18 protein-coding genes are annotated in these 23564 nt (G+C 53.2%); 10 read left to right on the top strand and 8 right to left on the bottom strand.

The annotated features are described in order from the left end of the window. Positions 1-6: 6 nt before the first annotated feature. The 4 genes from G6Q15_RS06970 to prfB form a co-directional block, all read right to left on the bottom strand. Positions 7-363, bottom strand: a complete 357-nt coding sequence (locus G6Q15_RS06970; RefSeq protein WP_164117136.1) for a hypothetical protein — start codon at positions 361-363, stop codon at positions 7-9. Positions 364-366: 3 nt separating this feature from the next. Continuing rightward, entirely contained in the window at positions 367-1767 is a 1401-nt protein-coding gene (locus G6Q15_RS06965) for a nitronate monooxygenase (RefSeq protein WP_164117133.1), read from the bottom strand. Between the two features lie 95 nt (positions 1768-1862). Beyond that, entirely contained in the window at positions 1863-2588 is a 726-nt protein-coding gene (locus G6Q15_RS06960; protein WP_164117131.1) for a class I SAM-dependent methyltransferase, read from the bottom strand. A gap of 75 nt (positions 2589-2663) precedes the next feature. Beyond that, the gene (gene prfB / locus G6Q15_RS06955) at positions 2664-3791 is read right to left on the bottom strand and encodes a peptide chain release factor 2 (RefSeq protein ID WP_164117130.1); all 1128 of its coding nucleotides are present in this window, start codon (positions 3789-3791) and stop codon (positions 2664-2666) included. A 291-nt stretch (positions 3792-4082) separates the two neighbouring features. Here prfB and G6Q15_RS06950 point away from each other — a divergent pair, with 291 nt between their 5' ends. Continuing rightward, positions 4083-5522, top strand: a complete 1440-nt coding sequence (locus G6Q15_RS06950) for an erythromycin esterase family protein (protein WP_164117128.1) — start codon at positions 4083-4085, stop codon at positions 5520-5522. A 16-nt stretch (positions 5523-5538) separates the two neighbouring features. Here G6Q15_RS06950 and G6Q15_RS06945 read toward each other — a convergent pair whose 3' ends face one another. Then, positions 5539-8040, bottom strand: coding sequence for a transglycosylase domain-containing protein (locus tag G6Q15_RS06945; RefSeq protein ID WP_240330805.1), 2502 nt, complete (start codon positions 8038-8040; stop codon positions 5539-5541). 125 nt (positions 8041-8165) lie between these two features. Then, on the bottom strand, positions 8166-9377 hold the full coding sequence (locus G6Q15_RS06940; protein WP_164117124.1) for an N-acetylmuramoyl-L-alanine amidase: 1212 nt from the start codon (positions 9375-9377) through the stop codon (positions 8166-8168). Between the two features lie 560 nt (positions 9378-9937). Between G6Q15_RS06940 and G6Q15_RS06935 the strand changes: the two genes are divergently transcribed. Next, positions 9938-12616, top strand: a complete 2679-nt coding sequence (locus G6Q15_RS06935) for a ribonuclease E/G (RefSeq protein WP_164117122.1) — start codon at positions 9938-9940, stop codon at positions 12614-12616. A gap of 86 nt (positions 12617-12702) precedes the next feature. On the opposite strand, the gene G6Q15_RS06930 is transcribed toward G6Q15_RS06935, so the two are convergent. After that, positions 12703-14178, bottom strand: coding sequence for a hypothetical protein (locus G6Q15_RS06930; RefSeq protein ID WP_164117120.1), 1476 nt, complete (start codon positions 14176-14178; stop codon positions 12703-12705). A 146-nt stretch (positions 14179-14324) separates the two neighbouring features. On the opposite strand from G6Q15_RS06930, the gene G6Q15_RS06925 reads away from it, so the two are divergent. Then, a complete protein-coding gene (locus tag G6Q15_RS06925) occupies positions 14325-15326 on the top strand; it encodes a phosphoribosylglycinamide synthetase (protein WP_164117118.1) in 1002 nt (333 codons plus the stop codon). Positions 15327-15331: 5 nt separating this feature from the next. Here the strand turns inward: G6Q15_RS06925 and G6Q15_RS06920 are convergent, their stop codons facing one another. Next, entirely contained in the window at positions 15332-16660 is a 1329-nt protein-coding gene (locus G6Q15_RS06920) for an oligosaccharide flippase family protein (RefSeq protein ID WP_164117116.1), read from the bottom strand. A gap of 181 nt (positions 16661-16841) precedes the next feature. On the opposite strand from G6Q15_RS06920, the gene G6Q15_RS06915 reads away from it, so the two are divergent. The 7 genes from G6Q15_RS06915 (at position 16842) to sucD (ending at position 23558) form a co-directional block, all read left to right on the top strand. Next, a complete protein-coding gene (locus tag G6Q15_RS06915; protein WP_164117114.1) occupies positions 16842-17678 on the top strand; it encodes an NTP transferase domain-containing protein in 837 nt (278 codons plus the stop codon). Between the two features lie 48 nt (positions 17679-17726). Beyond that, entirely contained in the window at positions 17727-18752 is a 1026-nt protein-coding gene (locus G6Q15_RS06910) for a phosphoribosylglycinamide synthetase (RefSeq protein ID WP_164117112.1), read from the top strand. 121 nt (positions 18753-18873) lie between these two features. Further along, positions 18874-19659 carry a succinate dehydrogenase iron-sulfur subunit gene (locus G6Q15_RS06905; RefSeq protein ID WP_164117110.1) on the top strand — a complete coding sequence of 262 codons (786 nt, stop codon included), beginning with the start codon at positions 18874-18876 and terminating at the stop codon, positions 19657-19659. Positions 19660-19687: 28 nt separating this feature from the next. Further along, positions 19688-20170, top strand: coding sequence for a PaaI family thioesterase (locus G6Q15_RS06900; RefSeq protein WP_164117107.1), 483 nt, complete (start codon positions 19688-19690; stop codon positions 20168-20170). Next, a complete protein-coding gene (gene zapE / locus G6Q15_RS06895) occupies positions 20167-21285 on the top strand; it encodes a cell division protein ZapE (protein ID WP_164117105.1) in 1119 nt (372 codons plus the stop codon). Before G6Q15_RS06900 ends, zapE begins: the two co-directional genes overlap by 4 nt. Positions 21286-21614: 329 nt before the next feature. After that, positions 21615-22577: a malate dehydrogenase gene (mdh, locus tag G6Q15_RS06890; protein WP_164117103.1), complete on the top strand. Its 963-nt coding sequence runs from the start codon at positions 21615-21617 to the stop codon at positions 22575-22577. 90 nt (positions 22578-22667) lie between these two features. Beyond that, complete coding sequence (sucD, locus tag G6Q15_RS06885) at positions 22668-23558, top strand: succinate--CoA ligase subunit alpha (RefSeq protein WP_164117100.1); 891 nt, start codon at positions 22668-22670, stop codon at positions 23556-23558. The last annotated feature ends 6 nt before the right edge of the window (positions 23559-23564 follow it).

Genomic DNA, 23564 nt, shown 5'->3' with positions numbered 1-23564 from the left:
AACTACTTAATGCCTGAAGGCCAACCAGGCTACATATGCCAAAAACGGAAGACCTATGCTATCCGCAATCGCTATGGAGCGAAGTGCATCCGGCTGTCCTCCCATAATATAAATCGCAAGGAAACCAAGCATCGACAGGGCCGTGCCCACGACAGCAAGCCTGCGTACATCAGGATCGAAAATTGCCCATATACAGCCGATGAAAACCACCAGAAATAATGCCGCACGGTGATGCAGCAAGATGAAAGTGTCGCTGCCAGATGAAATTCCATATAGTTTCGTGATCAACGAAGGTAGGAAAAATGCCGCAGCAGGAGATAAATGGATCAGTGCCAATATGCCCCATGCCACCCGCTCAAACATGCATTAATCTCCCGTCAATATCCGGTTTACCAGCTCTTCCACAGTTGGCACAAACCCGTTGGAATAGAACGGATCGGTCCCGAAATTATAGGCCGCATGTCCAGCAAACATCAGATTTTCCTGAACGTCTTCACCATGTGCGATATTTTGCAGTGATTTTTGGATACAGAAACTGCGTGGGTCGGCGAGACGCCCTGTCGTGAAATTATCATGATCTTTCCATGACGAAAAACCGCAATGCGACAGGCAACCCATGCAATCCTGCTGATCCTTGCGGATCATATCGCGGTCTTCGGGTGTGACGAACACAATAGTGTCGTCAGGCGTTTTAAGTCCGGCAGTAAAGTCCTGCTCTACCAGTCTACGCGCTTTATTCAGGTTTTCCGGCGTGACGTAATTCTTACCCTTCACGCCCACATCAAGTTGTTCAGTGTGTTCATCATCAGCTTGTTTCGAAAATGGTATCTGTCGTTCCGAACGTGCCTCCAATGAATTCAGGAAATCATTGCGTACAGCCGACGAATAAAATCCTGTCGGCGAAAATTTATGGAGCAGCACGTCGCCTTCTTCAATCTTGGTAAGCTCGTCTTTCCACTTTTGCGGAATCGGGCTTTCTTTAGTGAGCAGCGGCCGCGTGCCAAACTGGAATGCAATCTGGCCAAGGTCTGGATTATCGATCCAGTTTTCCCAATCACGCAGGAACCATACACCGCCCGCCATCACGATAGGCACGCTGTCATCAATGCCGCAATCGCGCATGATGTCACGCACGGCTTTTACACGGGGATAAGGATCTTGCGGTTCACGTGGATCTTCCGCATTGGACAAGCCATTATGCCCGCCTGCCAGCCACGGGTCTTCATAAACAACAGCGCCCAAAAGGTCCGGCACCTTATGATAGGCGCGTTTCCATAGCGCCCGAAATGCGCGCGCGGAACTGATGATCGGCAAGTAATAGACACCATATTGCTGTGCTATTTCAGAGAGTTTATACGGCATGCCCGCACCGCACGTTACGCCCTGCACCATGCCCTTGGTCTGTTCCAATATGCCGTGAAGGATATCCTGCGCACCGCCCATTTCCCACAGCACGTTGATATTGATCGCGCCCTTGCCGCCTGCAATCTCATAAGCCTGTTTAACCTGGGCAACGCCGCCCGCAATGCCATAGGCAATCAGTTCTTCATGGCGATCACCGCGTGTTTTGCCTTCATATGTCTGCGGAATGACATTGCCGTTTTCGTCATAGCTATCAGCATTTACCGCCGATACGGTACCAATACCGCCAGCGGCGGCCCACGCGCCGGAGCTCGCGTGGTTTGTTGCCGACACGCCTTTACCGCCTTCGATAAGCGGCCAGACTTCACGGCCAGCATACTGGATTGGCTTCAACCCTTTAAACAATGTGCATTCCCCTTACTTGCGACCCGCTATATAGAAATGGCGGTCAAAATGCGCGGAATAAATCTTCCGTCTTTCAAATGATTTATGTTTCAATATCAGCTTTTCTGATTGGAACAGCTTTTAATTTCAGATGGTTCGGGCCGTTCCCCCTCAGCCTCGAAGCGGGCGAAATATCCGGCAATGTCCGGCTTTTCCTCAAACTCCACCAGCTTGTATCCAACTGCCGCAAATTCGCAGAACAGCAATTTGGGCGGAATGCCATGTTTCGTTGTCGGGCGATCAACATCGACCACAATCACCTGCCCGCCTTTTTTAAGCGCCGGGCGCATCCGCCAGATAAAGGCGTAAGGTTCAGTTACCTCATGGTACATATGCACCATGAATATGCGGTCAAAACTGTTTTGGGGAAGCTTTGGATCGTCAATTTCACCGGGTTTGATCGACACATTGTCGAGCCGTTCGCGTTCCACACGTGTGCCTAGTTTCTTAAGCGCATCTGCGTCAATATCCTGTGCCAGCACGCGCCCGGATTCGCCAACACGTTCGGCAAGCCGGACAGTATAATAACCCCCACCCGCACCGATATCCGCAACCGTCGTTCCCGCCTCAATGCCCGCCATATCCATGACTTTATTGGCTTCATCACGGTCATCACGGGCTTCTTCGGTCGAAAAACTGTTGCCGATAACCTTTGACACAGGACGGTCAGGCGATGGAAATGCTCGCGACGTCTCCGGACGGCTAGTATCGGTATCAACCGGTTGGCATGCGGCCAAAGCCAGCAATATTGCCCCTGTACACAGATTTTTCACTTGTAACATGCCTCGTCTTTAACGTGGACCTACGTGCTTGTCCAAGGCTTAGAAACACAGCCCATCAAAAGTTTAAGCGAATGGCTAGTCGACATCCTCGACATCAACTTTTTCGCCCGTGACTTTCTGTGACAATGCGGCGGCCATAAAAGGATCGAGCGCGCCATCAAGCACGTCGGATGGCGCCGATGATGTAAGGCCCGTGCGCAGGTCCTTCACCATCTGATAGGGCTGCAGCACATAGGAACGGATCTGATGGCCCCAGCCGATTTCGGTCTTGGCCGAATATTCACCGCTCGCTTCGGCCTCACGTTTCTGCATTTCCGCTTCGTACAGCCGCGCTTTCAGCATGCCCATGGCTGTCGCCCGGTTCTTGTGCTGTGATCGGTCATTCTGGCTGGCGACGATAATGCCCGATGGCACGTGTGTTATACGCACCGCAGAGTCAGTGGTGTTGACGTGCTGCCCGCCTGCCCCCGACGCACGGTAGGTATCCACTTTCAGGTCGCTTTCGTTAATCTCAACCTCAAAACTGTCGTCAATCACCGGATAGACCCAGACGCTGGAAAAGCTGGTATGCCGCTTGGCTGCGCTGTCATAGGGTGAAATGCGCACGAGCCGGTGTACACCGCTTTCGGTCTTGGCATAACCATAAGCGTTTTCACCCTTGATATGCAGCGTCGCCGACTTGATGCCAGCCTGATCACCCGCCTGATATTCAATCATATCCACCTTGTACCCCCGCTTTTCGGCCCAGCGTTGATACATGCGCAGCAGCATTTCGGCCCAGTCCTGGCTCTCCGTGCCCCCTGCCCCGGCGTGGATTTCCAGATAGGTGTCGAGCGTATCGGCTTCATGTGCGAGCAGCGCCTGCACCTTGTCCTTCTCTGCACGCGCGGCCAGTTTTTCGAGCGTGTCATGGCCCTCATCGACAATCTCGTTATCGCCCTCGGCCTCGCCCATTTCGATAAACTCGACTGCATCAGCCATTTCCTGGCTGATGTCATTGACGGTGGACACGGCCTGTTCCAGCCGGCGACGCTCACGCATCACTTCCTCGGCGGCCTTTGGATCATCCCAAAGCGTGGGATCTTCCACCCGCGCATTCAGCTCATCCAGGCGGCGCAGAGCATTATCCCAGTCCAGCGACGTACGCACAAGATTCAGCGCTGCCTCAATCGTTTCAATATGGCCCTGCCCCTCGGCACGCATGGCATCTCTCCGTCACAGATGTCGTTAAATTGCTATCTGAAGCGCCATAAATGATTGCGCGCATATGTAAAGCGCGGCAATGACAACCTTTGCGCTAATGGTGTGACTGCGCTGATGCCTAGACATGGCTATTTCGGAGTTAAGCAAGCTGCGCCATGACCCAGCCTGATACTTGTAGTCTGAATTTTTGGCTGATACGCAATAGTATTGAGTCGGCAAGGTGGAATCGTGTGGAGGATATTTATGGACGTTTGTGATAATAGAAAAATAGCACTTGTATTATCCGCGTTTATGACATTGCTGTTGCCTGCATGTGGCGGCGGCGACAGCTCCAGCACACCGCCTACCACAATACTTCCACCACCGCCTCCACCTCCGCCGCCTCCGCCTCCGCCCAGCGGAACAACATCGCCCGACCTCACGCAGGACAAACTTCTGTCAAATGAGGAACTACGCACCCCCGCACTTTCCCCCGGCCCTGTAGCACCGCAGGCCTATACGCAGTGGCTTTCGGCCAACCATTATCCGATCCGGTCAATTACATATGACCAGGATTTTTCCGATCTGGATTTCCTGTCAGGCCTGATTGGCGACAGAAAAATCGTGCAGCTGGGTGAAAGTTCGCATGGCACCAGGGAATTCAACCATGTCAAAACCCGCCTGATAAAATATCTGCATCAGGAAATGGATTTTACTGTTGTTGCATTTGAAAGCGGTTTTTTTGGAGGTTTTCATGTCGATAGTAACCAGGACAACCTGACAGCTGACCAGATGATGCGGTTCATTTTTCCGGTATGGCACACCGATGAAGTTTTCGAACTGTTCAGCTATGTCAAGGATACACAAACAGGTAGCAAACCTCTTCGGCTGGTCGGTTTCGATACACAGATAAGTTCCGGCTATTACGCACAGATCGACAGCTTCATTGCCTCCTTACCCGTATCGGCGCAGTTGGATGCAAATGACAAAGCTGGTATTCGCGCCAATATCCAGACCTTTCGGGACCTGCAAGGCCGGTTTTCACAGCAAGGCTGCTTTGCGCAGCAAACCGCCACTTGCACAACCATTGTCCAGCAGAGCGAAAATCTGCGCACCCGGCTGCAGCAGGACCTGCAAGCGTTGGACAGTATCACAAACCCGGAACAGGCACATAAGATACTGTATATTTCAGTTTTCGCTGCGGCCGGACAGCTCGAAAATTCCATTGCCACCTACCGCAGCCGTGATACCGGGAATGTCCGTGACCGGAACATGGCCGGGGTACTGGGTCAGATACGCTCAAGGCTGTATCCAGACGAAAAAATTGTGGTCTGGGCGCATAACCGGCATGTAGCGAATGAACAGAGCGACACGGTTCCAGCGCCCAATGTAATCCCCAACTGGCCGGACACTCCCATGGGCTTTCACCTGCGTCAGGCTTATCCCGACGATTTATACACGATCGGCCTGTACATGCTGCGCGGGACCACAGCCGGCAATAACCAGCGCGGAGTTTCGGTCCTGATCCCGCAAAATAACAGCCTGGAAGCAATCGCCTATTCGGTTCGCAAGGCCGCAATCTATGTTGACAGTTCGAAAAGCCAATCACGCCAAAACGGCAATCAATTCCTGTTCGAACTGACATCCGCATATAATTGGGGCGGACAATTCGGGAGTTATTCGATAATAGCAAGCGACCAATATGACGGTATCATCTATATCGATAATTCATCGGTCCCATCTTACCGGTAAGAAGATTTCCAAAGCTCTAATAAATCCCGCCCTGGTCCTGTAGGAAGTCGCTGTCGGACTGTTGTTGTCTTTCCACCCTTCTTTGCGCCTTGGGTGCCGCTTTTTTCTTCGCTGTCTGCTCGATCTCTTCCTTGCGGATCGTGCGGCGCGGTTCGGTTTCGGGTTTGAACGCTTCCCAGATCACCGCCGCCTTGGGATCATCGCCCGGCCATGCGCCATAGACGCGGCGGCCGGTCTTGCGGTCGATACGGACCATGCGGATGCCGCGCGGTGCACGGAACGGCGTGATCTGCATATCCTTGAACGCTGCTCTGGCGAATTGTTTGAATATCGGTGCGGCGAGCGAACCGCCCTGGGCATAGCTGCCCATGTTACGCGGCTGGTCATAACCCATATATACCCCAGCCACGACATCGGGCGTTCCGCCCACGAACCACACATTTGTGGGGCCCGAAGACGTGCCTGTCTTGCCAAACATGGGCCGGTCAAGGTCGCGCAGGTTCTGTGCCGTACCGCGCAGCACCACGCCTTCGAGCATATGTACCACCTGATAGGCGGTCATCGGGTTCATCAGCTGTTTGCCAACCGGATTGAGCCGGGGCATCGGTTTGCCGTCATATTTGGGCATGTTACACCCCGCACAGTCACGGCTGTCAGTGCGGAAAATAACCTTGCCATTACGATCCTGCACATAGTCGATCACGCTCGGCTTCAGCTCCCGGCCATGGTTGACCAGCATTGAATAGGCGTTGGTCATTTTCATGACCGTTGTGTCGCCCGCACCCAGCGCAAAGGCGAGATATGGCTCATATTCGCCAATATCCATGCGGGCGATGGTTTTTACCACATTTTCCATGCCGGCATCATTGGCCGCACGTACGGTCATCAGGTTGCGTGACTGTTCAAGCCCCCAGCGCAGTGTCTGCGAACCCGCACCGCGCGCATTGCCGAAATTACGGAAGCATTTGCGGCCCAATGTCGCCGACTGATAGACACAGAATGTATCGTCAACCAGCTTGGTCGCCGGAGTCATGCCCTGGTCCAGCGCAGTGGCATATACAAATGGCTTGATCGTCGAACCCGGCTGGCGCTCCGCCTGTGTCGCGCGGTTGAAGGAACTGATACGCGAGTCGAACCCGCCCTGCATCGCATAGATACGCCCGTTATATGGATTTTGCGCCACCATGCCGCCGGATATTTCGGGGATATTGCGCAATGTCCAGTTATTGCCATCGGGTGCGACTGCGATGATGTCACCCGGCTTCATCATGTTGAACGCCGTGCCTTTCTTGCCGCGCAATGATGCGGCATAGCTGGGCAACGTGCCGGTTTCACCATTGGTAAAGCCAATCGTGGCGGTCCGGCCCTCTTTTGAAACAACCACAGCCACGCGCCAGTTGGAATAATCAAGCCCGATAAAGGTCGAACGCAGGCGGCTCGCCCATTGTTCGTCAATTTCGATAGTGTTGATGGGACCGCTCCAGCCTTTACCGCGAGCATAACGGCGCAAGCCATCACGCAATGCCTTGGTTGTCTCAACCTGTATGTCGGGGCGCAGTGAAGTGCGCACCCAAAGGCCGCCTGAATAGATGCCGTGTTCGCTATCTTCGCTGTCCTCGCCATATTTTTCAATAAGCTGGCGGCGGACTTCTTCGATAAAATATCCGCCAACCCTTGTAAAACCATCGCTTTTGCTGCGCACTGTGCCCAATGGCTGCCCACGCGCCGCATCTCTCTGCGCTGCGCTGATAAAGCCATTGTCCGTCATTTCGCCGAGCGCCCAGTTGCGGCGTTCAATAGCCCGGGCCTCGTTATTTTCGGGACGATAATTGGACGGTCCTTTAGGCAGGATCGCCAGATAGGCCATTTCATGCAGCTCAAGATCGCCCACATCCTTGTCGAAATAGGCACGCGCTGCGGCCTGCACGCCATAGGCACTGCGGCCCAGAAAAATCTCGTTCAGGTAGAGCTCGAGTATCTGCTCTTTGGTCAGTGCATCTTCTATGCGATAGGCAAGCAGGGCCTCTTTAAGTTTCCTGTCGATTGAATATTCATCGCCGATTAACAGGTTTTTCGCCACCTGCTGCGTGATAGTCGAACCGCCCCGGGCGCGCTGACCCGAACCGATTTTGGTGACATAATCAAAGACTGCACCGGCAAGCCCCGGATAATCGAGCCCGCCATGGTCGAAAAACGTCTTATCCTCGGCAGACAGATACGCTTCGATGAGTTTATCGGGATAATCGATATATTGCAGCTGCACGCGGCGTTCGCGGGCATAGCTTTGGGTGATTTCCCCATCATAGCCGCGCACCATAGTCGGCAGCTCGGGCTGGTAATCCACCAAGGCTTCGGCAGACGGCAGGTTGCGTATCACCAGCAGCCATAGCAGGAACCATGCAAACAGCATGGCACCGATAATAATGGCGACAAGCTTAAACCACCGTTTTTGCCACAATGCTTTGAACCGCTCGGCGAAATCGCTTGTGAACTGGCGCATCCGCGCTGCGAAACTCATATCATCTGTCTGTTCCATTACTGCGCTGGTTAGCACAGCTTTGCGCGGATAGGCCAGACGCTAAAATCGGTAAATTGTCTATAATTTCAAAATGCAGTTAAGCCGCAATTCAGAAAGCCTCGGCCTCAACGCATGGCCAGTTGTCGCGCAAAATAAACATTGATTGCATTGGCGACTGATTTTGCCAGCTTGTCCCTACCCGCACTGGAGGTCAGGAAATCCACATCTTTTTCATTGGTGAGATACCCACTTTCCAAAAGGACAGACGGGACATCAGGCGCCTTGAGCACGACGAATGATGCAAAGCGGTGTGAATTGGTCCGAAATGTCATATTACCCCGTCCTTCGCGTAACACCAATTTCGCAAAATCAGCAGACAGGTTCATGGTCTGGCGCTGTGTCAGGTCGATGAGAATCGAATTCACATCATCCGGTGTATCGCCAAGATTTATGCCATTGATGATATCTGCCTTGTTCTCGCGCGCTGCCAAACGTGCTGCCTCCCGGTCGGATGCGGCTTCAGCCAATGTATATACCGTGGCACCATTCGCATCTTCATTACCTGCGGCATCTGCATGCACCGAAATGAATAAGTCTGCGTTCATCCGCCGCGCGATGCCATAACGTTCCTGCAGGACCAGAAAGCGGTCATTTTCACGTGTGAGGGCAACACGCACACGTCCTTTTTTGAGCAATTCGTCACGCATCGCCTTGGCAATGGCCAGTGTTACGTCTTTTTCGCGCTTGCCGCCATGCGGGCTGATCGCGCCCGGATCATGGCCGCCATGCCCTGCATCAATAATGACCAGCGGACGGCTATCATCATTCGGGCCATATATTTTGGGTAGCTTCACGGCAGGCTTCGCTTTGGGCAGCGGCACGCGCACGCTATATTGCTTGCGCGGCGGTTTAGCGCGAAAATTGAGTGGTGGGAGGAACTGCTTGCGGCCTGACTTGATAAGCCGGGCAAATCTGCTCCGGTCCGTTTCAATCAGGGAAAGCGTGAGCATACGGCCATTTTTCGAGAAACGGCCGGAACCGATGGTGGCAGGCCGATCAAGGTCAAGCACAATACGCGCTGTATCAGGTGAAAACTGTCCTTTGCGGATTGTGCGTACAAGACCGTTACCGCCATGCGCACCCTTGTGCGCAGTTGCGCCTTTTATATCGATTGCAATACGATCAGGGCCTTCCAGCGTAAAGCCCGATGCCTGCGTGATCAGACCGTCAAAGTGCAGCGTGACGTCATGGCCCCGCAATTCAACGCGCGAAACTTCACCCGCGTATGCAAAATTTGGTGCGAACAATAGGCCAGCAAGCGACAACATCATAAACATGCGCGCTTTGTGCCACTTTTTAACCTCGTTAATCCAGTTGAAAAACATAAGCTCTTCCCCGCCATTTTTATCGTTGAATCCCGTTTTGGGACAGTTTCAAAATGGTCTAGGCCCGAATAGTTAACAAAAATTAAACGTTTTAATCTCCCTGTGCAGATGCCAATAATTTTACAAAAGCGATAATTTGCGCAACCTTTTGGTTGCTGCATATGTAAACCGGTGCTAGCTATGACAATATAGGGGCTGGTAAAGCTGTTCAACTGCTTGCCAAACGCCCCTTTTTCTCAGCCCCCGTGCATTTCTGCGGCGGCTATGACCAGGTTGATGCTATATGGAATTGAGTTACGCCCGAGCACCGCAGTCGCTTCCAAGCGATATCGCGCGGATAGCTCGCGGACACTGCGCCAATGTCGCAGCTCACGTCCTATCAGCAGACACGTTTATTTCTTTATTAAACCATTGGAAGCCCGCCCAGCCTTTGCTTCGCGGACGCTCCATCACAGATATGCGCAAGCCCACCGGACATAAGCTGTCACGGCGACTTGCGCGGAGACGAATTAATGACAACGCGCATGCTAATCGACGCGCGCCACCGGGAAGAAACCCGCGTGGCTGTGCTCAAAGGGAACCGGATTGAGGAGTTTGATTTCGACTCTGCTGAACACAAGCAGATAAAAGGTAATATATATTTAGCAAAAGTGACGCGGGTTGAACCCTCGCTACAGGCTGCCTTTGTTGATTATGGTGGTAACCGCCATGGTTTCCTCGCTTTTTCCGAAATTCACCCCGACTATTACCAGATACCAAAAGAAGACCGCGACGCATTACTGGCCGAAGAAGCCAAGCATGCTGAAGAAGAAGCGGCACTTCGTGATCAGGAAGAGGAAAGCGGTGATTTAAGCCCGCCTTCCGTCGACGATGAAGAACATAACGAAGGCCGGTCTTCATTCGAAGAAGAGCTGATCGAAGAAAACGGTATTATCGAGCAGAAAAGTGAAGCTGCGTCCGATGACGATGACGCCGATGATAATTTGGAAGAAGCGGAAGAAGAAGACAAGAGCAAAGACACGAAAGTCAAAAGAGGCAGACGCCCCCGTCGCGGCGGCCGCAAGGGCGGCCGTGCCAAGGCGAGCGATGAAGCCCGCAAGAAACGCCTTGCGCTGCGCCGCCGTTACAAGATCCAGGATGTTATCCATCGCCGCCAGGTCCTGCTGGTCCAGGTTGTAAAGGAAGAACGCGGCAATAAAGGCGCAGCCCTTACCAGCTATCTGTCACTGGCCGGCCGTTATTGCGTACTTATGCCCAACAGCTCACATGGCGGCGGCATCAGCCGGAAAATTTCCAACGGTGCCGACCGCAAACGGCTCAAGTCCATTATTGCGGAAATGAAACTGCCCAAAACCATGGGCTGCATTGTACGGACCGCTGGACTGTCGCGCACCAAGACTGAAATCAAACGCGATTTTGATTATCTCGCGCGGCTTTGGGATGAAATTCGGGAAAAGACCCTGGGTGCATCCGCGCCACAGCAGATCCATAGCGACAGCGACCTGATCAAGCGTGCTATTCGCGACATATATAATCGCGAAATCCAGGAAGTCCTTGTTGAAGGCGCGGATGGATACCGGGCTGCAAAGGATTTCATGAAACTGCTCATGCCCAGCCATGCCCGGCGGGTCAAAAGCTATGCCGATCCTGTTCCACTGTTCCAGCGTTACGGCGCGGAAGACCAGCTCTCCGCCATGTATGACCCGGTAGTGCAACTGAAATCTGGCGGTTATCTCGTCATTAATCCGACAGAGGCACTGGTTTCCATCGATATCAACTCGGGCCGTTCAACCAAGGAACATGGCATCGAACAGACTGCGGTTGCCACCAATTTGGAAGCCGCGCATGAAATTGCGCGTCAGCTTCGCCTGCGCGACATGGCCGGCTTGGTCGTGATTGATTTTATCGACATGGATTATGGATCCAATGTCCGCAAGGTTGAAAAAGCGATGCGTGATGCGTTGAAATCCGACCGTGCACGCATTCAGGTGGGCCGCATTTCCGGCTTTGGCCTGATGGAAATGAGCCGTCAGCGCCTGCGCACAGGCGTATTGGAGGCTACGACACGGATATGCCCGCACTGTGACGGCACCGGTCTGGTCCGCACTGCCTCTTCCGCCGGTCTGGCCGCACTGCGCCTACTGGAAGAAGAAGCAGGCAAAGGCAAAGGCACATCCATCGCCATGCGCACCAGCAGCGAAGCGATGATTTACGTGTTGAACCATAAGCGCAACGATATTGCCTCAATCGAAGAACGCTATGGCGTCAACGTGGAAATACTGCCCGATGGTGAGGAAGAAGGCGCCAAAATGACCGTGTCCTCCTCTGGTCCCAAACCCGCCAATGCGCCCAAGTTCGAACCCATTGTTGATGATGATGAAGATGAGGATGATGTTTCCGCGGTCGATGACAGTGATGACGACGAAAAAAGTGATCGGCCAAAACGCCGACGTCGCCGTCGTGGTCGCCGCGGTGGCCGCAAGGAAAACCGCAAAAATGCTGTCCAGAATGACGGCGAGGATTCCAGTGGTGATGACAGCGCAGATGACAAATCAGCCAAAGATTCAGATTCCGGCAAGGATAAAGCATCAGAGGATAAACCAAAACGCAGCCGGCGCGGTAGCCGCGGCGGACGTGGCCGCGGTGCCTCCAAAAAAACTAATGACGATGCCGAACAGGCCGGTACCGGTGAAAAATCCGCTGATAAAGATTCCGTAGAAAAAGACGGAACAAAAGCTGAAGGAATAGCTTCAGACGGAGAAGAAAAACCAAAACCGCGCCGCCGCACACGCAAGGCTACCGATAAGAAAGCCGAAGCGGAGAAAGCCGATGATGGCGATGTGAAAGCCAAAGACACGAAGGCTGAGAAAGAAGAAAAACCAAAGCGCAAACCACGCAAGAAGGCGGAACCCAAAGCTGATACGGATACTAAGGCGGACAGTGCAAAAACAGCAGACAAACCTGTCAAAAAGGCTGCTCCGCGCAAACGTGCACCTGCCAAGGCCAAAGAGGATGCCGCAGACAAAACGGAAAAGCCCGCCAGAAAACCGCGCAAGGCGGCACCTAAAAAAGCCGCTGACTCAGACAAGGCACAAAAAGACGCCGCGCCTGATAAAAATCCTGAAGCAAGCAACGACGCCAATGGCGGTGCAGGCAGCAAAAAGGGTTGGTGGCAGCGCACTTTTGGCTAAAGCGCCCTATGATGAGTGCGCTCATCAAGCCTATCAAATCCAAAAACCCGGCCTGAACCATTCAGGCCGGGTTTTATTATACATTATCAGCTCTGCATGGCGTTATGATATGCGCGTAAAATCTGTGCTATATCGCGGGAGAGGCTAGCCGCGGCATCCTGCTCTGACATCTCCGCAAGGGCGGTTATTTGCGGCATGGAAATCCCCACACGCAATGTCCCACGATGCTTTTTCTCATCGCAAGCGGCACTTATCGCGGCACATCGCACAGGCTGGCCCAGCCGTACATTGTCATCCACCATGGATTTCTGGATTGCCGTCGCCCGGTCAAAGTCCAGATCATCATGCCTGTCACCACCCAGGTCAATGGTCACCAATGTACGCATTTCTATAGGATGGCAGTCTGCTTCACCTTTATCACCAGGCGGATAACTACGAATTTTATGCGCGCCCATATCAGCTATCAACCTATCTGCCACATCGTGAAACTGCTGGATGATACGTGCCACGGTTGCAAATTCCAGTGCCTGAAACTGTTCCAGTTCAAATATTGCAGCTTCCAGTCTTAATGATAGCCCTGCATTGCCTTTTGCACGCAAACTATCCCTACCCGACCAGCCTTGCGGAAACTCCGCCCTACGAAAAATGCGGGTCAAGCCCCCTGCTATTCCCTCTGCACGCTTAGCCAGCGTTGGAGGTATAATTGCGAAGCCGGAAAAAGGCGGACCTCCCATAAACTTTGAGCCTGTCAGAAATATGATGGCATTGCGTTTCAGATAATCGGCAATCGCGTCAGTGGTTATGCGCGCCTGACATGCGTCGACAACGAAACTGACTTTGTCTCCATAGCAATCAATTAGGGCATCAACATCATCCATATGCGGCATGATCAAACCGGTCTTGGACCCGTGCACAATATGCACCAGCGGATGCTGGCCCTGTTCAAGCGCCGTATCAATGGCAGTTCGCATTTGCTGCGTTATTGCTTGACTGTCATGCGCGATCCCCCCGTTACAACGGACCGGCATTTCAGTCAGCGTTACCGGCCCCAGACCTTTAACGGGTTCCCCAGCTTTGCTGGAAAAGCCAAGAGCGGTTTCCCCGGCAAAATACGCCCCATGCGCGCTGTGGATACAGCCACTGCCCACTTCATCTGCACCCAACAGGATATTGTGGACACCGTTTTCAGCGCGATTGGCACATACCAGAATCGCAACATATTCAAGGTCCGTACCGGAAGGCGAGAAGATGATATCGTGATCAACTGCAATCGAATAAGCCTTGCGGATACGTGTCCGTAAATCTTCCAGGTGCGCCGCATATCCATTATGTTCAGCCAGATTTGATACACTGGTGGCTGCAGCAAAATCCTGTAAATGCGCAAAAGCTTCTGCGCTTATGTCATTTGCGGTCGAAGATGCATACGTGACTGTCTCGCGTGGATAAGGGCTTGCAAAATATTTATTCACGCCAGTGCCGGATTTCATTATGATACGGGCATCGCCGCCCATTGTGAGCAACTCGCTCAACTCGCTTTTATCCATGCCGACCTTCTTTGCCATATTTCCTGTCACCGCCTAATAAGCACAGACGGCAAATATGCAAATTGATATATCCGCATATTCGTCTATGAGTGCGCCGGTAACGATAGGCTGTATGAAAATTTATCCTAAGCCTGCACCAGTAATATGATTGATGAACGTAATTTATGGAACCTCTGAAACTAACGCAGCATGCACGCGAAAATGTACGCCTGCTTTTCATGGCAAAGCACGCCAAGGGTGACGGTAGCCTGCATAAAGAGGACGGCAATCATGCCGTTTACCATCATGAAGTGCGCACCATATTGGAAGGATTGTTTGACAGGCTTCTGGTGGAAAACAGGTACGAAGCATTGTTCGAGAAACCTGAGGCAGATTTCGTATTTCCTCTGCTGAACCGTGGCGGCTTCGTGAACAGCGAAATAATGATTCCCCTGCTCTGCAACCGGATCGGCCTTCCCTTTCTGGGTGCCAGTCCGATCCTGCGCGGATTATCGGATGACAAACACCTGTCAAAAGTCGTCGCCAGACAGCGCGGTATCCCTACCGCCGACTGGGCGATCTACCGCTCTGGTGCACCGGTGCTGGAAAAAGACTGCCCCATGGCGGAACGCATGGTTATCAAACCCAATGCCAGCTCTGCCAGTTGGGGCGTTGCCGATGCTGGCGATTGGACTGGTGTCAAACAGGCTGTCGCCAATATCCACAGTGAAGGCCATGACGCCATTGTTGAACCTTTCCTGACAGGCAGCGATGTCGAAGTACCGGTCATTACGATCAATGGCCAGCCACAGATAATGCCGATGATGCTGTTTGAACAGGCAGACCCTGAGCATTTACGCACCTATTGGGAAAAACGCGATCTTGTCGAGCGCGGGCACAAATACCAGTTGGTCGATTTTGAAGGGCCGGCATTTCACAAGCAAATTGCCACCCATACCCGCAATCTGGCGCAGGAATTCCTGCCATTCGATTATGGCCGCTATGAATTCCGCCTCGACGCGGAAAAGGGTGAACTCAACTTTCTTGAGCTCAATTTGAACTGCAACCTCTGGTCAGAAAAGGTTTTTGGTCGTTCCGCCCTGCGCGCAGGTTGGACCCAAGAGCAATTGATCGAAACAATTGTGACAGAAGCGCTTCGCACGAACAACCTGCTGGAACCGGCCTAGAGCAGCTATTTGCGCAGGTCACGCAGCACTTTTGACCCCATCAGCAAAAGCAGGAAAGCGGTTACGACGGCTGATACCAGCATCGCTAGAGCAGCGCCTTGGACGCCATAAAGCGGCAGCAACCAATATAACAGCCCACCCAATACAGTCAGTGACAGCAGGCGGATGACAAACGCGCCTGCTGCCCGGTGGGCCGCCTGCAGCAAAGGCTCAAGGCCCACGGCCACCAATCCGATAATTGTCGCTCCTGCAAGCAGCAACAATAATGGGTAGGCATCAACAAATTCGGGACCTGACATGATGTAAATGATATGTTTTCCAGCCAATATCAGAACAGTAAAGATTACCGCACCCGAAATTGCTGAAATACGCAAAGAACGGAAAAACAGACTCTGTAACTCCGCTTTCTCGCTTTGTCCGTAAAGACGAGATAATTCTGCGAACATCGGCCGTGCGAACACTTCTGTCAGCCGGTTAATGCTGTTGGCAAGCTGATCAGCAAGCCGGAACAGGCCTGCTGCGGACGCACCGACAAACAGGCCGACTATAATCACCACGAAACGCTCTCTTGTGGTCGTAAGCAGGTGGGAAAAGTTGGTTGCTGCCAGAAAACCGTAAAAACTCTGTCCGCCTTTCAATGGCATTGGCTGAATCGCATCAATTTCGTCTTCTATGTCATCCCGTTGTCCCGGCGAGTTATCACTGCGCCAGACCAGAACCCATAGCAATACGGTGCTTACCAGCTCTGAAATGCCCCAGATAATCAGGAAACCAGTGATGCTGGGACCAATAGCCACCAGCACCAGCGCACCCGCCATACGTGTGACCGGCACCGCTGTTTCGCCCAACGCATTGTCCCTGAAACGGTCATGCGCACGCAAAATTCCTGTTGGTGTAGAGCGGATCGCAAGCAGAATGAAAAAGCCATAGATCAGCAACCCCTGCTCTATTTCCGTAGTGAGACCGAAACGTGCCGCCGCAGCAGGTAACAGAAAATAGAGTAGAAGACATGCCAACACACCGCCAACAGTCTCTATGGTCAACCCGCGTTTTGCCAACTGCCTAAAGCCTGCCTGGTCATTTTTCGCAAGTAGCGGCGTGCCAAACTGAACTATCGCCTGCCATGTCTGCACCCGAAAAAGCGCTGCCAGCATCTGCCCTGCGCTTACGACCAGAATGAACACCCCAAACCCAGCCGGGCCAAGTGTACGCGTGACAATTGCCAGATAAGCGAGGCTCAAAATGGCGCTGACGCCCTTGCTTGAAAACAGCCAGGCACTATTACGACCTACACGCGCCAGCGTATCATCGCTTGTTTTGAATCTATGGAACATCCGGCTCGGCAAGTCTGGTTTTATCCTAGTTTCGGGTGGATTGGATGCTAACCAATGCAGCTAGCCGCCAACAGATGCTATGGCAAACAGATTCGGCTATAGCCACAATGATACTATCGAACAGTCCGTAGCCGAAAGCGGGTAGACTTGACCTTTTCCTTGGCTTGGCTAAGGCATAGCCATGAACAATAAATTCGATGTAATCCTGCTGGCGGCTCAGCGGACCGGTGTTGTCAATCCACTGGCAAAGGCCCATGACGTCAGCCATAAATGCCTGATCCCGATAGCAGGTAAATCGCTTATCCAGCGTATATTGGAAATTTTGAGTAGCCATCAGGGATGCCGCGCAATTTATGTGCTTATAGAGCCGGATGGCGAGGAAAAGATACGCAATGCGGTGGAGAAATATACCCGTGACGACCTGCCAATCACGTTCATCACATCAGATGAAAATATTGCCGCCAGTGTTATCAAGGGCTGCAACCAGGCTGAAGCGCCCTATCTGGTTACCACAGCGGATAACGTCCTGCTGAAACATGACAGCATTGACCAGGCACTGGCAATGATGAACAATGGGGCGGACGCGGTGGCGGCTTTGGCCGAAAAAACCGACATTCATGCTGTCCATCCACTCGCACAGAGGGGATTTTATGATTTCCGCGATGGTGGGTACGCCAATTGCAATCTCTACGGCTTGAAAAGCAACCGGGCACTCGATGCCGCCAATATTTTTCGTGAAGGCGGCCAGTTCATGGGAAATCCGGGGCGGTTGGTCAGGGCATTTGGCCTGTTCAACATATTCCTGATGCGGTTCCGGCTGGTAACGATTGACCAGGCATTCCGGCGCATGTCGAAACGCTTTGGCGTAGCGATACGGCGCCTTCCGCTCAGCGATGGTACTCAAGCTATCGACGTGGACAATGAACGGACTTACAAAATTGTTGAGGCGGTTTTGACAGACACGGTGGATAAACTGGATTCTAACGAACTCGACAAGGCCAGCACAGCAAAATCCTGACGCGCACTTTCAACGGCCATTCGCCGCCATATCTTAAGGGGTAATACCATGGCATATTCGACATTGCCCGCCTCCATCGAACCCCTCACCATTCCTGATGAATCCAAAGAGCGCCTTAAATTCCTGTACATGGCCAAACATGCACTATGGGGAGGCGGAATGCATCCGGAGGATGGAAATCATGCCATCTATCATCATGAGGTGCGCACCAGCCTGGAAAGCCTTGGCATTAACCTGCAGGTAGCCGATAATTACAGTGTCCTGTTCGAACGGCCTGATGTTGATTTTGTCTTTCCCCTGCTCAACCGCGGCGGGTTCGTGAATAGCGAAATGCTCATTCCGCTTCTGTGCAACATGCACCGCATTGCCTATGTTGGTGCGATGCCCTTCATCCGCGGTTTAGGCGACGATAAGTCGGTTTCCAAACTGGTATCCGAAAAAGCCGGCGTGCCAACTGCACCGTGGTTTTGCTACCGCCGTGGAGCGCCAGTTAGCGAGAGCGATTGTCCAAGGGCTGAACGCTGGGTAATCAAGCCAAATGCCTCTTCCGCCAGCTGGGCCATTTCCGACGCATTTGACTGGACCGGCGTAGCCAACGCGGTGGCGGGCATACACGAACAGGGTCATGATGCAATTGTTGAGCCCTATCTGGACGGCCATGATATACAGGCGGCGTTTATTAGCGCCAATGGCCCGAAAGCCCTGCCAATGCTGATCTATGAGCGTGAGGATACGCAAAAACTCTGGACATATTATGAAAAACGCGATCTGGTGCCTAACACAGAAAAGGCGACTCTTAAGCAATTCGAGGATCTGGAATTCGCACCCAGGGTACAGGAACTGGCTTCCAGAATCGCCCGTGAGTTTGAACCGTTTGACTATGGCCGGATCGAATTCCGGCTGGATCGAAATACAGGCGATATCAATTTTATCGAAATCAATCTTAATTGCAATTTATGGTCTGAAAAGGTTGTAGCCAAATCAGCTGCAGTTGCAGGCCTGAGCCATCCACAATTACTGGAAACAATCATCGCGGAAGGCTTGCGGCGCAATGGCTTGATCCAGACAGGATAATATTCCAGAAGTCCAGTGAACTAAAGCCGTTGAGTCTGACCCGCTAATTCTGTAACCATCTAAGTTATTCAGGATGCAAGTGCCTCTCGGCTGACGCAGGAAATTGAAGCAAGGAAAAAAAATGGCGACTTTCACACTGCCGAAAAACAGCAAAATCAGCCGGAATGGACAAACCCATGAGGCAGCGGATGGTGCAGGAGAAACCAAGAAATTCAAAGTGTACCGTTATGATCCCGACAGCGGTGAAAATCCGCGTTATGACACGTTTGAGGTCGATACCGAAAGTTGCGGACCGATGGTGCTTGACGCACTGATCAAAATGAAAAGTGAACAGGACAGCACGCTCACTTTCCGCCGTTCCTGCCGTGAAGGCATTTGCGGGTCCTGTTCAATGAATATTAACGGCAAAAACGGCCTCGCCTGCACCACTGCAATTGAAGATTGCAAGGGCGATGTGCGTATCACACCTCTGCCGCATATGGATGTGGTGAAAGACCTGGTTCCTGATTTCACCCACTTCTATGCGCAATATGCATCGATTAAACCATGGTTGCAGACGCTAACACCCGAACCATCGGGCAAAGAACGCCTGCAAAGCCCCGAAGATCGCGAGAAACTCGACGGGCTGTATGAATGCATCCTGTGCGCCTGCTGCTCGACCAGTTGTCCGAGTTACTGGTGGAACAGCGACAAGTTCCTAGGCCCTGCCATATTGCTGCAGGCTTACCGCTGGCTAGCCGACAGCCGCGATGAAATGACCGGTGAGCGACTTGATGAACTGGAAGATCCCTTCCGCCTGTATCGCTGCCACACCATCATGAACTGCGCCAATGTCTGCCCCAAAGGGCTTTCTCCTGCCAAGGCTATTGCCGAGATCAAGAAAATGACCGCCGAGCGGCATATCTGATCCGGCTTACTGATTGCGATCAGTGCCTATGCCCGATCATCTTCCCAATCACCTTCAGGGCGACACCGTCTTTGATCATTCGCCCGACCCGGATCGCCCGGGCTGGCTGAAATGGGGATTGCGCGAAAAAGACCGCTATAACAGCACGATCGGCCCCATGTGGGCAAAGTTGCGGCAGGACGGCATTACTGTCGTGCGCACCGAGCCCGGACATTTACAGGGCAATATCGGCAATAATGTGCATGGCGGCGCAATGCTGACACAGATTGATATTGCGTTTTTTGTGGCCGCGCGGCTGCACGGCGCCCTGCAATATGGTCCCGGCGTCACGCTCGACCTCAACACGCAATTTCTGGCCGCAGGACGGATTGGTGAACCGCTGGATGCCGAGGTTGAAATCTTGCGCGAAACAGGGCGGCTGCTGTTCCTGCGCGGATTGCTGGTACAGGGCACAGATCATATCGGCGCCTTTTCCGGCACCATCCGCAAAACGCCAAAACCACGCGCATGAGCAGCCTTGTCACCCGCTATGATGAACTGATTGCAGCGGGAGAATTACGCGCTGATGCTGACCAGCGTCACACTGTCGAGGCGCTTGGGGAGTTGCAGGTAAAGCTGGAAGCAGCCCCGCCGCGTGGCAGCGTTTTATGGCGGCTGGTTGGCCGAAAACCAGAAGCGCCGCGCGGTATATATATGTGGGGCGGTGTCGGGCGCGGCAAATCCATGCTGATGGACCTGTTCTATGACAATCTGGATATTGCCCGCAAACGCCGCGCGCATTTCCATGAATTCATGCTCGACATCCATGCCCGACTGCGCACCGAACGCGATACGCAGAAAGGCGACCCGATCACTGCAGTGTCAAAGCAGCTTGCCGAGGAAGTCCGCGTGCTCGCTTTTGACGAAATGGTGGTCAATAACAGCGCCGATGCGATGATCATGTCGCGGCTGTTTACAGCCCTTATAGACGCGGGGGTCACCATAGTGACCACATCGAACCGGCCGCCAGATGACCTTTACAAGGACGGGCTGAACCGCGAGCATTTCCTGCCCTTTATCGCGCTGATGACAGCACGGATGCATATATTGCCGCTTAATGGTCCGACCGATTACCGGCTAGAGCGCCTATCGGGCAGCGACACATGGCTAGTCCCGAACGGAGAGCAGGCCACACAGGACTTGAGCGCCGCTTTCTTTCGACTGACCGACTATCCGCCCGAGGATCGGGCCAATGTTCCGTCAATGGAACTGAAAGTCGAAGGCGGACGCATCTTGCATGTACCGCGCGCGCTGAAGGGAGTTGCCGTATTCTCTTTCAAGCGGCTATGCGGTGAAGCGCGCGGTGCCGCCGATTATCTGGCCATCGCCCGCCGGTTTCATACTGTCATCATGGTTGGCATTCCCGTGCTATCACCGGAAAACCGTAACGAAGCCGCACGCTTTGTGACCCTGATTGATGCTCTGTACGAATATCGGGTGAAACTGCTCGCCGCAGCAGATGCCGAGCCAGCCGCGCTCTATTCGCATGGTGATGGCCGGTTTGAATTTGACCGTACCGTGTCGCGGCTCATGGAAATGCAGTCAAACGACTATCTGGCACTGGGCCACGGTAGTGAGACTGAATAGAGGTGCGCACTCTCTACCCGTTAATTCGCAGCTTTATCCAATCTTGCCCTACAGGTATTTTTGATAGTAATTAATAATGCGAATTGTTATCAACGATACCTTGGTTTCCGCCCTTTTGCCTGTTGAATTTCCTGATATAAGCGCTTAATATCGCCGCCGAAAACGAGTCTAAAATGACATCATGTCATTCCCTCGCCCAACACAGTTTATCCGGTGCGTGGAATTGCGCACCGCGAAAGGGACAGATTAGCAACGGATATTGCAGGAATTTTCTGCCCATAAAACAATATAATATTTATCTCATTACATGGAAACGAAAGGCATAATTCATGGCACGCAACAAAATCGCGCTGATCGGCGCAGGCATGATTGGCGGAACGCTGGCACACCTCGCCGCTTCAAAGGAAATGGGTGATGTAGTCCTGTTCGATATTGTTGACGGCATGCCGGCGGGCAAGGCGCTTGATCTGTCCCAGGCCGCACCGGTGGACGGTTTTGACAGCAACCTGAAGGGCACCAGCGATTATGCCGATATCGCGGGCGCGGACGTCATCATCGTCACCGCCGGCGTGGCCCGCAAGCCCGGCATGAGCCGTGATGACCTGCTTGGCATCAACCTGAAAGTCATGAAGGCGGTGGGTGATGGCATCAAAACACATGCCCCGGATGCTTTCGTTATCTGCATCACCAACCCACTGGACGCAATGGTCTGGGCCCTGCGCGAATTTTCCGGCCTGCCGCATAATAAGGTTGTGGGCATGGCGGGCGTTCTGGACAGCGCGCGTTTCCGCCACTTCCTTGCAGATGAATTCAACGTGTCGGTCGAAGATGTCACCGCATTCGTCCTGGGCGGGCACGGCGACACGATGGTCCCCGTCCCTGCATATTCGACAGTGGCGGGCATCCCCATTCCAGACCTCATCAAAATGGGCTGGACCACTCAGGAAAATATCGACGCCATCGTCAAACGCACACGCGGCGGCGGCGGTGAGATTGTCGGCCTGCTCGGCAATGGCTCTGCTTATTACGCCCCCGCAACCAGCGCGATCATGATGGCGGAAAGCTATCTGAAAGACAAACGCCGCGTGCTCCCTGCCGCCGCGCACCTGACCGGTCAGTATGGTGTCGATGACCTTTATGTTGGTGTACCATGCATTATCGGCAAAGACGGTGTCGAAAAAATCATCGAGATCGAACTGAGCGAAGAAGCACAGGGCAATTTCAACGTGTCGGTCGACGCGGTGAAGGAATTGCTGGAAGCGTGTAAGGGTTTGGACGAAAGTCTCAAATAATTGCAATTCCGGCGCAATCCGGAATCTCTTGTTTAACGCGGAGCACGGGAATGTGCCTCCCGCTCGCCGAAGTGACGAAAAGGAATAATAATGAGCATCCTTATTAACAAAAACACCAAAGTCATAACCCAGGGCATGACCGGCAATACCGGTACATTCCACACGCAGCAGGCGCTGGATTATGGCACGCAGATGGTTGCAGGCGTGACCCCCGGCAAAGGCGGCACGACGCATCTGGGGCTGCCCAATTTTAACACTGTGGGTGAAGCCAAGGAAGCAACCGGCGCGACCGCCAGCGTTGTTTATGTGCCGCCGCCATTTGCTGCGGACTCAATCCTCGAGGCAATTGATGCAGAGATTGAGCTGATCGTTGCGATTACCGAAGGCGTTCCCGTGCTTGATATGGTTCGTGTGAAACGCGCGCTGCAAGGCTCGAAATCGCGTCTTATCGGCCCCAACTGCCCGGGCGTTCTGACCCCTGACGAATGCAAGATCGGCATCATGCCCGGCAGCATTTTCCAAAAAGGGTCTGTCGGTGTTGTTTCACGTTCCGGTACGCTGACTTATGAAGCCGTGCATCAGACGACTGCGGTGGGCCTTGGCCAGACCACGGCGGTTGGCATTGGCGGTGACCCGGTGAATGGCACCAATTTTATCGACGTGCTCGAGCTATTCCTTGCGGACGATGAAACCAAATCGATCATCATGATCGGTGAAATCGGCGGTAGCGCAGAAGAAGAAGCCGCGCAGTTTATCGCCGACGAAGCCAAAAAAGGCCGCAGCAAGCCAATGGTTGGCTTTATCGCGGGTCTTACGGCGCCTCCGGGACGCCGCATGGGTCATGCCGGTGCAATTGTGTCCGGCGGTCAAGGCGGCGCAGAAGACAAAATTGCGGCGATGGAAGCCGCTGGTATCCGCGTATCGCCCAGCCCGTCCGAACTCGGCACCACGCTCGACGCGCTGCTGAAAGAAACGGTGTAAGCGCCA

The sequence above is a fragment of the Sphingorhabdus sp. Alg239-R122 genome (assembly GCF_900537065.1).
In the GTDB taxonomy this organism is placed as follows: domain Bacteria; phylum Pseudomonadota; class Alphaproteobacteria; order Sphingomonadales; family Sphingomonadaceae; genus Alg239-R122.
The sequence above is the reverse complement of the archived record's forward strand: the minus strand, read 5'-3'. Positions and strand labels throughout refer to the sequence as shown.

Coding starts and splice junctions, on each gene's coding strand:
- G6Q15_RS06930 (WP_164117120.1), bottom strand. CDS start 14,178: ATGGCAAAGAAGGTCGGCATGGATAAAAGCGAGTTGAGCGAGTTGCTC.
- G6Q15_RS06940 (WP_164117124.1), bottom strand. CDS start 9,377: ATGTTTATGATGTTGTCGCTTGCTGGCCTATTGTTCGCACCAAATTTT.
- prfB (WP_164117130.1), bottom strand. CDS start 3,791: ATGCGTGCCGAGGGGCAGGGCCATATTGAAACGATTGAGGCAGCGCTG.
- G6Q15_RS06910 (WP_164117112.1), top strand. CDS start 17,727: ATGGCATATTCGACATTGCCCGCCTCCATCGAACCCCTCACCATTCCT.
- G6Q15_RS06900 (WP_164117107.1), top strand. CDS start 19,688: ATGCCCGATCATCTTCCCAATCACCTTCAGGGCGACACCGTCTTTGAT.
- G6Q15_RS06905 (WP_164117110.1), top strand. CDS start 18,874: ATGGCGACTTTCACACTGCCGAAAAACAGCAAAATCAGCCGGAATGGA.
- G6Q15_RS06950 (WP_164117128.1), top strand. CDS start 4,083: ATGACATTGCTGTTGCCTGCATGTGGCGGCGGCGACAGCTCCAGCACA.
- G6Q15_RS06945 (WP_240330805.1), bottom strand. CDS start 8,040: ATGAGTTTCGCAGCGCGGATGCGCCAGTTCACAAGCGATTTCGCCGAG.
- G6Q15_RS06970 (WP_164117136.1), bottom strand. CDS start 363: ATGTTTGAGCGGGTGGCATGGGGCATATTGGCACTGATCCATTTATCT.
- G6Q15_RS06920 (WP_164117116.1), bottom strand. CDS start 16,660: ATGTTCCATAGATTCAAAACAAGCGATGATACGCTGGCGCGTGTAGGT.
- zapE (WP_164117105.1), top strand. CDS start 20,167: ATGAGCAGCCTTGTCACCCGCTATGATGAACTGATTGCAGCGGGAGAA.
- G6Q15_RS06935 (WP_164117122.1), top strand. CDS start 9,938: ATGACAACGCGCATGCTAATCGACGCGCGCCACCGGGAAGAAACCCGC.
- G6Q15_RS06925 (WP_164117118.1), top strand. CDS start 14,325: ATGGAACCTCTGAAACTAACGCAGCATGCACGCGAAAATGTACGCCTG.
- sucD (WP_164117100.1), top strand. CDS start 22,668: ATGAGCATCCTTATTAACAAAAACACCAAAGTCATAACCCAGGGCATG.
- mdh (WP_164117103.1), top strand. CDS start 21,615: ATGGCACGCAACAAAATCGCGCTGATCGGCGCAGGCATGATTGGCGGA.
- G6Q15_RS06960 (WP_164117131.1), bottom strand. CDS start 2,588: ATGTTACAAGTGAAAAATCTGTGTACAGGGGCAATATTGCTGGCTTTG.
- G6Q15_RS06915 (WP_164117114.1), top strand. CDS start 16,842: ATGAACAATAAATTCGATGTAATCCTGCTGGCGGCTCAGCGGACCGGT.